Source organism: Candidatus Aquicultor sp., from assembly GCF_054640775.1.
The window spans coordinates 1-10,730 of record NZ_JBTSLF010000094.1; the positions used below are offsets into that span (position 1 = coordinate 1).

Annotated in this window: 10 protein-coding genes; all 10 read left to right on the forward strand. The window is 48.9% G+C overall.

What is annotated here, in order from left to right; genetic code table 11:
* Positions 1 to 730 (forward strand): methyl-accepting chemotaxis protein (locus ACYC56_RS08800; RefSeq protein WP_461373810.1); only part of this gene is annotated, 730 nt, incomplete at its 5' end.
* Between the two features lie 14 nt (positions 731 to 744).
* Positions 745 to 1,236: a chemotaxis protein CheW gene (locus ACYC56_RS08805; protein ID WP_461373811.1), complete on the forward strand. Its 492-nt coding sequence runs from the start codon at positions 745 to 747 to the stop codon at positions 1,234 to 1,236.
* Positions 1,237 to 1,400: 164 nt separating this feature from the next.
* Positions 1,401 to 3,278 (forward strand): hypothetical protein, encoded by a 1,878-nt coding sequence (locus ACYC56_RS08810; protein ID WP_461373812.1) that lies wholly within the window; start codon positions 1,401 to 1,403, stop codon positions 3,276 to 3,278.
* Between the two features lie 23 nt (positions 3,279 to 3,301).
* On the forward strand, positions 3,302 to 3,592 hold the full coding sequence (locus ACYC56_RS08815; protein WP_461373813.1) for an STAS domain-containing protein: 291 nt from the start codon (positions 3,302 to 3,304) through the stop codon (positions 3,590 to 3,592).
* A 20-nt stretch (positions 3,593 to 3,612) separates the two neighbouring features.
* On the forward strand, positions 3,613 to 3,990 hold the full coding sequence (locus ACYC56_RS08820) for a response regulator (protein WP_461373814.1): 378 nt from the start codon (positions 3,613 to 3,615) through the stop codon (positions 3,988 to 3,990).
* Between the two features lie 44 nt (positions 3,991 to 4,034).
* On the forward strand, positions 4,035 to 6,158 hold the full coding sequence (locus tag ACYC56_RS08825) for a chemotaxis protein CheA (protein WP_461373815.1): 2,124 nt from the start codon (positions 4,035 to 4,037) through the stop codon (positions 6,156 to 6,158).
* A 514-nt stretch (positions 6,159 to 6,672) separates the two neighbouring features.
* A complete protein-coding gene (locus tag ACYC56_RS08830) occupies positions 6,673 to 8,373 on the forward strand; it encodes a methyl-accepting chemotaxis protein (RefSeq protein WP_461373816.1) in 1,701 nt (566 codons plus the stop codon).
* 18 nt (positions 8,374 to 8,391) lie between these two features.
* Positions 8,392 to 8,880 carry a chemotaxis protein CheW gene (locus tag ACYC56_RS08835; protein WP_461373817.1) on the forward strand — a complete coding sequence of 163 codons (489 nt, stop codon included), beginning with the start codon at positions 8,392 to 8,394 and terminating at the stop codon, positions 8,878 to 8,880.
* 78 nt (positions 8,881 to 8,958) lie between these two features.
* Entirely contained in the window at positions 8,959 to 9,816 is an 858-nt protein-coding gene (locus ACYC56_RS08840; protein ID WP_461373818.1) for a CheR family methyltransferase, read from the forward strand.
* A 41-nt stretch (positions 9,817 to 9,857) separates the two neighbouring features.
* The coding region (cheB, locus tag ACYC56_RS08845; RefSeq protein WP_461373819.1) for a chemotaxis-specific protein-glutamate methyltransferase CheB at positions 9,858 to 10,730 on the forward strand (873 nt) is incomplete at its 3' end.

The following is a 10,730-nucleotide window of genomic DNA, read 5'->3' on the forward strand; positions in this document are numbered from 1 at the left end:
AAATCTTGCCCAAACCGGCGGCCAGGTTGTCGAAGAGACCGTTGCCTCCATGGGAGAGGTCACCGAGTCCAGCAAAAAAATCGCCGACATCATCAATGTAATAAATGAGATCGCATTCCAGACCAATCTGCTAGCGCTAAACGCTGCAGTAGAAGCAGCCAGAGCGGGAGAGCAGGGTAAAGGCTTTGCGGTTGTAGCGGGAGAGGTAAGAAACCTCGCTCAAAGGTCTGCCGAAGCCGCTAAAGAGATCCAGGAGCTTATAAGAGACTCGGTGGATAAAGTCGACAGGGGCAATAAACTCGTTGAAAAGAGCGGCGAGACCCTGATGGATATTATCTCCTCCATCCAGCAAGTGGCGGATACCATCTCCGAGATATCATCGGCCTCTGAGGAGCAAGCCGCAGGCATTGACCAGGTGAATAAGGCCATCTATATGATGGATGAGGTAGTACAGCAAAATGCGACCCTGGTTGAGGAAGCTGCAGCGGCTTCACAGTCTTTGGCCATGGAAGCCGAGGAACTGCAGCGGTTGATGTATGCCTTTAACGGCCATGCAGAGGTCCCAACGAAGAACCCGGCGCAGTCTCCTAAGCAAAATACAAAGACCGGGCGTTCGAGATTGGCTTCTGTCGCAAAGCTCCATCAAAAAGAATCCAGGGCTCCAAAAGCAAAAGCCGCCGGCGCAGAAGGCCTCGAGCTTGATGCTGAAGATACCTTTGAAGACTTTTAGAAGGGGACATAGAAATGGACAACAAGCTAGAAGCAGTAAGTGAGGCTATTGCTAAAGCAGGTGGAGACCAGTTTGTCGCCTTTATTCTGGGCGAAGAAGAATACGGAATCGAGATATTGAGAGTCCAAGAGATCATAGGGTATCGGGGCTTTACCAGGATCCCTAACGTGCCTCGTTTTATCAAGGGAGTGCTGAACCTTCGGGGTTCAGTGACCCCGGTTATAGATCTGAGGCTTAAACTCGGCATGAGCGAGAAACCTTACGATACGTTTACCGTCATCCTGATCCTTGAAGTACAGGAGCGTATAATAGGCGCGATTGTTGATGCTGTTTCGGATGTTATTAGTCTCAGCGAAGCCGAAATCCAGCCGGCACCTGATTTTTCCTCGGGTGTGCGGGTTGATTTCATAGAGGGAATGGGACGAAAGGATGATAAACTTATCATTCTCCTCGATATCAAAAAGGTTCTTGGTGCAGCCGAGCTTGAGTTCCTGAATGCTGCATAGAGGCTCCTCAAAAAACAATATCGTGATACTACTAACGGAGTATAGCTAGCTAAACGGTAATGCTAAAGGTTTGACAAGCCGGGCCGATACAGTATCTCGACACATAATCGCAGGTTAGGTTAGGTAGAAGCTTAAATCGTAGTAGTTAAGGAAGCATGGTAAATATGATTGAAAACTGCTTAATCGATGAAGAAAATACCACTGTTTTGACCACACACACGGCAAACTTGCTTAAGGGTGAGTTATCTGAATATAAAGTCGTGGTTACCTCGATTGTCGCAAGCCTTAACAATGTGCAGGATCTAACTGAGAAGGTCTACTTGGCGATCGGAGAGAAGCTACCCGATATCAACCGGGCGTTTCACAGTGCTGAAGGCGAGGCGGTCTACCTACTTGATTATTTCCGCAAAGAAAGCGGATTGCTTGTTTCTGAAACAGGCGAAGCCCAGAGCGACCTGGGTAAGCTGAGCCGAGCGGCAAACTTTCTCGTTAAGGTAGCCGACGAGCAGGGCGACGCGTTCTTGAAGATGAGCGAGATGATGAAGCGCATTGATAATATCAAGGCTTCTATCGAAAGCATCAGGGATTTCTCTGCAGAGATGGAAATGCTCTCGCTTAACGCGGCCATCGTGGCCATTAAAGCAGGAGATGCGGGCCGGTCGTTAAATCCGATAACAGCCGAGTTAAAGAAGATGGCGAACTCCGCTATCTTACTAATAGATGAGATCGTTGAGAACTCCGAGAGCCTGGCCCAAACATACAGTCTCTTCCAGGAGATAAGTGAAAACCAGGCTAAATCTTGCAAAGCGGATGCTGAGGAAACCAGCGCAAGCCTTTCCTGGAAATACGAACACCTAAGGGCTAGTATCCGAGGGCTTGTAGAACAGCTCAATCGTGTGATAAACGTGGTCAAGGATTCCGGGCAACCCATCGCGGAAATCATGAATAACTTGCAAATCCAGGATATTTTGCGGCAATGCACCGACCATGTGCGCCTCTCGTTGGAAGAAGCATCTGCGGAAGTAGGATCGGCATTAAATGACACATCCCTTGCCGGTGTTACGGCAGAGCAGGTGCTCGATTCAATCGAGTTCCAGGAAAACGTTCCGCTACTCTGCATCCAACTAGTGGATGACATCGACATGAGGCTCGAGGATTCGGTACGAGAGCTAAAAGAAGGGTTTGCTATGGTAAACTCCTTGGTCCAGGGCGTCACAACATGCGAGAGCGATGCGGGAGTCACCGTCTCTGCGGATGCGGATTCCATGCATGAGATAGATGAGGCCTTTAAAGGGGTCGAGGATGTCATCATGCAGACTGCTGTCATGATGCAAAACACCGCAAACAGTTGGGAAGAGCTGTGGTCGACCGCAGTCGGCCTTGAGCAAATGCTCGGAGTACTCGAAAAGCAGTTCAAGCAGTTAAAGAAGCATACAAACTTCCATCAAATCAACATCCCCATCAAGATCGAGGTTGCGCGAAGCGCTGGTCTTTCTAAAGATGGTGAGCTATCCCAGCGAGTAGAGGGGCTTGCCGAGTACATCTCTACCGAGATGAAGGAGTCCCATAAAGGCATAATCGCCGATCACCAATTCTTAAGTTCGATGGTTGCCACCATGGGCGACCATAAAAAAGATATCGAGACAAACTTAGAGTCGATCGCCATGGATGTCGACGACCTTTTGAGCAACTTCCATAGGGCGAAAGAACAGGTCAAGAAGACGTTCGCATCGGTATGCGCGGAGATGTCTCAGTTGTCAGAGCTGGTTTCGGCATCTGTGTCGGGCCTCGACCACATAAACAAATTGATAGAAGAGAATAGGAATCTGCGGCATAACTTGAAAAAGCTTGCCGAGATGGCCGCGAAAGCAAAAATGTCCGTTCGGCAGGCCGCAAATATAGCCGACTGGCAACTCCATGACGATAGGCTGAAGGGTATTGTGGACAAGTTCACTGTTTTAGCACACAAGCGAATAGCAGAAGGGCTTTACGATATTGATATTGAGGATGGGAACCAGGAAGGGGACCTTATCCTTTTCTAAACCAAAACCAGGAGGGCTTGCAGATGTTCGAGATAGAGATTGGACAGGATGGACAAGCGATAGTTTCAGGGGCGCTTTTGATCAGCTCGATCGAACAGTTTCATAAAGAACTGGCAAAGCTGTTTAGTGATGGTAATTGCTCGGTTCTCGATTTGCGGGGCGTTACTGAGATCGATACGGCGGCGCTTCAAGTTCTCATAGCATTTAAAAAATCGTTAATAGAGATCAATAGAAATGTTGATTTGATCGCCGGCAGCTCAATAGAGGAGGCCCTGGGTTTATCGGGCCTCAAGAAGCTGTTCAGGGCGGCATAAATAGGTTTGAGGTGGAATGTATGGGAAGCGTTTTAATCGTTGACGACTCTGCGACTCTTAGGGCATCGGTGAAGTTCTCTCTTTCAGAGGCCGGCTATGCCGTTGAGGAGGCGGTCGATGGAAGAGATGCATTGCGAAAGCTGCGAGAGCTTCAGACGCGAGGCGGTCAGGTATCGTTGATCATATCGGATATCAATATGCCGAATATGGACGGGATTACCTTTATTAGGGAAGCCAAGCAGATGCCTTCTTTTAAGTTTATCCCAGTACTTATCCTAACCACCGAATCGCAGGACACGAAGAAGATGGAGGGCAAAGAAGCGGGTGCGGCCGGGTGGCTCGTAAAGCCTTTTAGTAACGATCAGCTTATTGGTGTGGTTAAAAAATTCGTACGTTGATTTGTTAAAGGCTAGGCTAATTGCCTCGCCGGAGGGAGATTGGCATGGATCAAAACAGTTTAATAGAAACGTTTATAACTGAAGCAACAGAGTTAATCCAAGACCTGGAGATCGATCTTGTTTCTCTTGAAGATTCCGGTGAGGATGATCAGCTTATCAACCGCATATTTAGAGCAGCCCATACTATCAAAGGAAGCGCCGGCGTAGTCGGGCTGACTGCGCTTTCCGATTTCACGCACTCAATGGAAAGCGTTCTTGATCTGGTCAGGGAACACAGGCTTGTAGTAACAAACGACCTTGTCAGCGTGCTCCTTAGGGCCGTCGACCTATTGAAAGAAATGATCAGGGCCGCATCTGAAGGCGTGGACGATGTCGACGAACGCGAAACCCAGCTTGTCCTTACCATGCTTCGCCAGTTTCTGCCGACAGCTTCGGTGCAGGAATCAATCCAGGAGAAAGAGGTTCCCGAGAACCGGGAGGAGAGCAAGTTCGCCTACTTTGAGATCGGGCTGGTATTGCCCGAAACTATCCTCGAGACAGGTACCGATCCCCTCATGCTCCTTCGCGAGCTACAGGATTTGGGAGAAATCGTTGAGCTAGAAGTAAGCACAAAAGATACCCCCGATTTCCATACGATCGATAGCTATAAACTCTATCTGAAATGGCACCTGGTAATAAAGACGCGAGAGCTGCAATCTACGGTGCAGAACGTCTTTGTGTTCGTTCAGGATAATAATCAGATAGCGATTGAAGATGTCACGCGTTTCTTCAAGGATGACGTTGATCTCAGGATCGCCGAAATGAAGCTCGGTGAAATCCTGTCGGATAAGGGGCTTGTATCCAAAAAGGATGTCGAAGAAGTCCTCTCATCCCAGCAAAAAATCGGAGAGCTGCTGGTCCAAAGCGGGAAGGTTTCAGAGCATGATGTGCAGAACGCTTTGGAGAAGCAGCTTAAAAGCCGCGAGATTCAAAAAACCTCGACTATCAGGGTTGATACGGATAAGTTGGATAAGCTTGTTAACCTCGTAGGCGAGATGGTTATCGCCGTCGCCCGTGTAAACCAGCAACAGTGCAGCATGCTTCCCGGCAACAAACGATCCGCTCAGGGTGCGATAGAAAGCCTGGAGAGAATCAGCCGCGATCTACAAGAACAGGTTATGCGTGTGCGTATGGTGCCGGTTGAAGGGCTCTTCAGCCGCTTCCATCGGGTTATCAGAGACCTTGCAAACGACCAGCATAAACTAATCCGCCTTGAACTGTCAGGCACTGAGACAGAGCTTGATAAAAACGTTATTGAGCAGCTCAGCGATCCGCTTAAGCACCTTGTCAGGAATGCGATCGACCACGGTGTCGAATTGCCCGAAGAACGCGCCAAGGCGGGGAAAGCCGAGGAAGCAACCGTTAAGCTTTGTGCATACCAACAGGAAGGCAACATTATCATCAAAATAACCGATGATGGCCGGGGCATCGACCATAAATCGGTTCTCAAGAAAGCCATAGAGAAGGGTTTCGTAAGAAATGATGATACTCCCAACGAGACAGCCCTTTACCAGCTTTTATTTATGCCCGGCTTTTCAACCGCAAAGCAGGTTACCGAAGTCTCAGGTCGAGGAGTCGGCCTCGATGTCGTTAAGCAGAACATCGATGAGCTTCGCGGATCTGTCGAGATCATCTCAGCGGCCGGCAAGGGCACTACCTTTAAAGTGAGACTTCCTTTGACGCTCGCGATCATCGATGGCATGAACGTTAAGGTCGGTGAGGAGATTATAACGATTCCCCTGCTCTCCATTGTCGAGTCGATCCGCCCTGCAAACGACGCGGTGAAGACAGTGCAGGGCGAGGGTGAGGTAATAGATGCCCGGGGTGAGTACCTGCCCCTCGTTCGCCTTCACAGGATGTTCGGTATTGAAACAGACAAAACGGATCCCTCGGAGGCGCTTGTTGTTATCGTCGAGAGCGGCCAGCGCAGATTTGGAATCCTGGTCGACGAGATGCTTGGACAACAGCAGGCGGTCATCAAAAGCCTGGAGAAGAATTTCCGCCAGGTGGATGGCGCTTCCGGAGCGACTATTCTTGGAGACGGGACCGTATCCCTGATCCTTGACATACACGGCCTGGAAAAGATAGCGTTCAGTAATTCATCACCGGGCCTTAGCCTTGCGAGCTAAGTGAGACCGGGCAAGAGAGATAGGACGGTGCTTCAGGGGCCATTCAGCATGGCTCCTTGAAGATACAGGAACACGCAAGTTCAAAAACGCTCGACATTGGAGGTGTTGATACAGACAAACGCAGACATATAACTCGCACCAGGGATGCGAGCCGGGTGATTGCGAGCATCCGGTAGCTCAAGTGTATGTTTGGAGAACTTGCTAATAGTGATTGACCCGTTGATTCTACATCGCGCGGAGGTCAAGAGTGACCAAGTTCAGCAAAATTATAAATCTCTGTTTGGCACAAAAGCTCATACTGATAATGCTGTTGGTTAGCATTGTGTCGGTCGTGGTACTTGGTCAAGCAAGCTAGTTATGTAAGCTATAGCTAGGAAAGCAATGCAATGCATGCATAGCTCGTACCCTAGCTTAACGCAATCCAATATCTGAAAGCTCACGAGACCGGGTAGTTTTTATTAAATATGATGCAAAGCTTACTTGTCTCCGTAACGAAAATGGAGGTAGGAAATTAATGTTAAGAATGAAAATGAATATGAGTAAGAAGCTATACCTTGCTTTTGGGGCAATGATTGCACTCATTGTTCTTACGAGCGTTGTTATCTATGTGATGAATTCGAATCTTGTAAAGGCTAATCAAACTATAATTAAGCACTCTGAGTTTGAAACCCAGATGAAGGGATTTCAAGATGAGCATGGGAAATATCTCAACAATTTAGCAGCCTGTCTCTTGCTCAACGAGAAGTTCACCCTAACAACCAATCCACATGAGTGTGTTTTTGGCAAATGGTTCTACAGCTATATAGAGTCGTCGGAATTTAAGACGATTAAGGTTGAGGAGCCCGAGCTGGCCCGCCTAATCGAATCGCTGGAGGCTCAGCATCGCAGTTTCCATGAGACTGCAGGCATTATATCGGCTGAGGGAGCTGCAGGTCATCGCGCAAATGTCCAAAAGATCTACAAACAGCAGATCACTCCTATCATGGCGCAGTTAGACGGTACATACAGTAACATTGTTGATAATATTGAAACAACAAAGAGCGACTATAAGGCTCAAACTGAAGCCACGCAGAAAACGCAAAATACGATAGTGCTTATACTGGTGTTTGTTGCCGTGTTGTTAGGAGGAACGATCGCCTTCTTGATGTCGCGAAATATTGTTGCAGCCAGCCAAAGGGTGGTTAATGCTCTGAAGGTAGTCGCCAAGGGGAACTTAACCCAGAAGGTAGAGCTTCACAGGGGGGATGAGATCGGCGAGATGGCGACTGAGCTTGATGAGATGGTAGAAAACCTCTCTGTAATGGCAGGCAACATCATCGTCTCGTCGGAATCGGTCGCCAATGCTGCGGATCAGATCTCGGCCGGTAACCAGGAACTCTCACAGAGAACTCAGGAGCAGGCCTCAGCTCTCGAGGAGACCGCCTCAACTATTGAGGAGATGACCTCAACGATTAAGCAGACGGCGGAGAATTCAGGTAGGGCAAATAAACTTGCTCAGGATGCGGCAAGCGTCGCCCAAAACGGCAGGCAAGTGGTCGAAGAGACCATGGCCTCCATGGGCGAGGTCACCGAGTCCAGTAAGAAGATCGCCGACATCATCAATGTAATAAATGAGATAGCATTCCAAACCAACCTTCTTGCGCTGAACGCTGCAGTCGAAGCAGCCAGAGCGGGAGAGCAGGGTAAAGGCTTTGCGGTAGTGGCGGGCGAGGTAAGAAACTTAGCCCAGCGCTCTGGCGAAGCCGCTAAAGAGATCCAGGAGCTTATAAACGACTCTGTCGGAAAAGTCGACAAAGGCAACAAGCTCGTCGAGGAGTCCGGTAAGACTCTTATGGAGATCATCTCCTCGGTAAAACAGGTAGCTGATACGGTCTCCGAGATATCCGCAGCAGCTCAAGAGCAAGCGGCTGGGATAGATCAGGTGAACAAAGCTATCGCCATGATGGACGATGTGGTACAGCAAAACGCTGCTCTTGTTGAGGAGAGTGCCGCTGCAAGCCAGTCCTTGGCTATGGGGGCCGAGGGACTACAGCGGCTTATGGGGGCTTTTGAGGTATCTAAGGAGTATCTTGGCGGAGAGGTCCGCGGCAAGACAAAGAAAACAAAACTTGGTAACGTCACCGAGTTTCCGAGGAAAGAGACCAAACTAAAGGTAGCGGTCGGAGCAGAAGACATGCACCAAGATATCGACCATGAGGACTTCGAGGAATTCTAGGAAAAGGAGATGGTTTAAATGGATAAATTTGCAGAAATGAACGATGCCATCTCAATAAAAGAAGTAGACCAGTTTGTCACATTTACTTTAGGCGATGAAGAATACGGCATCGAGATCCTAAAAGTACAGGAGATTATCGGCTACCCCGGATTTACAAAAATCCCAAACATGCCCTCCTTTGTCAAAGGGGTCATCAACCTGCGTGGCTCTGTAGTGCCGGTTATTGACTTGAGGCTTAAGTTTGGCATGGATGAGAGAGCTTACGATACTTTCACAGTCATTTTAGTGCTTGAAGTCAGAGAGAAGATCATAGGCGCTATTGTAGACTCCGTGTCGGATGTCATAAGCCTCAAAGAAGAAGAGATGCAGCCGACCCCAGATTTCTCTTCAGGTGTAAGTGCGGATTCGATCCGAGGGATGGGGCGAAAGGATGAAAAGCTCATCATCCTCCTCGATATCGATAGAGTCCTCTCGGGGGCTGAGGTCGGTATGCTTGACGCGGCATAATCAAAAGCAGCGAGGTCCTGAGGAATACCCCTCAGGACCTCGCACTAAGTTTAGATGAGATACAAACAGGCGGAATTAATGGAAATTCGTGTAGAAACAGAATACAGAATCAGCGATGCGGAGTTCGAACTCTTAAGAAGCCTTATTAAGGAGTTGACGGGGATCAACCTCTCCGACCAGAAGAAAATGCTGGTCGTGTCGAGGCTCTCAAAGCGTCTTCGCAGCTTGGGTCTGACAAGCTTCGCCGGTTACTATAAATACGTCACCGAGGATATCAAGGGCTGTGAGGAGATCGATCACTTAATCAACCGTATGACTACAAACAAAACTGATTTCTACCGCGAAAGCCACCATTTCGATTTTATGCAGAAGACCGCCCTGCCACATATCTACGGGGAAGGCAGGAAGCATAGCGAACTAAACCTGCGGGTTTGGAGCGCCGGCTGTTCGTCGGGTGAAGAGCCGTATACGATAGCCATCACCCTAAAGGAATTCTTCCAGAATAAGCCCGGCTGGGATGTTAAGATACTTGCCACCGACCTTGATACGGAAATGCTCGATAAATCCAAGGCAGGTATCTACAAACAGGAGATAGTTTCGCCGATATCTAATGAATACCTGCGAACCTATTTTAAGAAGGGCGTCGGCGAAAACGAGGGGTTGTTTATGGCCAAGGACACCCTCAAGGGTATGATCGTTTTTCGCAGGCATAACCTGGTGTATGATAGCTTACCGACAAAGCGCCAGTTTGATATCGTATTTTGTCGAAACGTTATCATCTATTTTGATGAGAAAACTAAGATAAAAGTTATTAACCAATTTTATAACGCCTTGAAAGAGGGCGGATACTTGTTTCTCGGGCACTCCGAGTCACCGGTTGGTTGTGAGAGCAAGTTTAAGCTATTGGGCAACAGCCTGTATCGTAAGATTAGTTAACAGCCTTTATCGGATCGTTACTTGTAGTTAGAGGAGAACTCGTGGCTAATATCAGAGTATTGGTCGTTGATGATTCAGCGGTTATCCGGCAATTAGTAAAAGAGATTTTGGAACGCGACCGCGAGATAGAAGCGGTTGAAGTCGCCAGCGACCCGGTATTCGCTGAAAGGAAGATACTAAAATTCAAGCCTGACGTCATTACGCTGGATGTCGAGATGCCGGGTATGGACGGCATAACATTTCTGGAAAAGATAATGCAGACCCACCCTGTCCCCGTTGTCATGCTTAGCTCGCATACCGACCGTAACGCCTCTGAAACCTTACGCGCCTTAGAGCTTGGCGCGGTAGATTTTATCACCAAGCCAAAGACTAATATATCTGAAAACATCGAGACGATAGAGGAAGAGATCCTCACAAAGGTAAAAGGCGCTGTAAGGGCGAATGTGCGCACCAAGCCGACTAAGCTTGCCGCTCCCCCACGCTATTCGGTCGACGAAGTAATCAAGAGACAAACAACACACGGCGGTAATGCGGCTGAGAACATTATCGTATTGGGGGCTTCAACCGGGGGCACGGTCGCTATCAGCGATCTGCTCGGGTTCATGCCGGCGGATTCTCCCGGAATAGTCATCGTTCAGCACATGCCTCCCTACTTCACTAAGGCCTATGCCGAGAGAATAAACGGCCTGATTGATCTTGATGTAAGAGAGGCCGAAAACGGCGACAGAGTCGAGCGGGGAACTGTCCTTATAGCCCCCGGCGGCAAGCACATGCTGCTTCAACGCGACGGCCGCGGATTCTATGTCGATGTAAAAGACGGTCCCCCCGTAAACCGCCATAAGCCATCGGTAGATGTCTTATTCCGATCAGCCGCGCACTCAGCCGGGGCCAAGGCGATAGGCGTGATATTGACC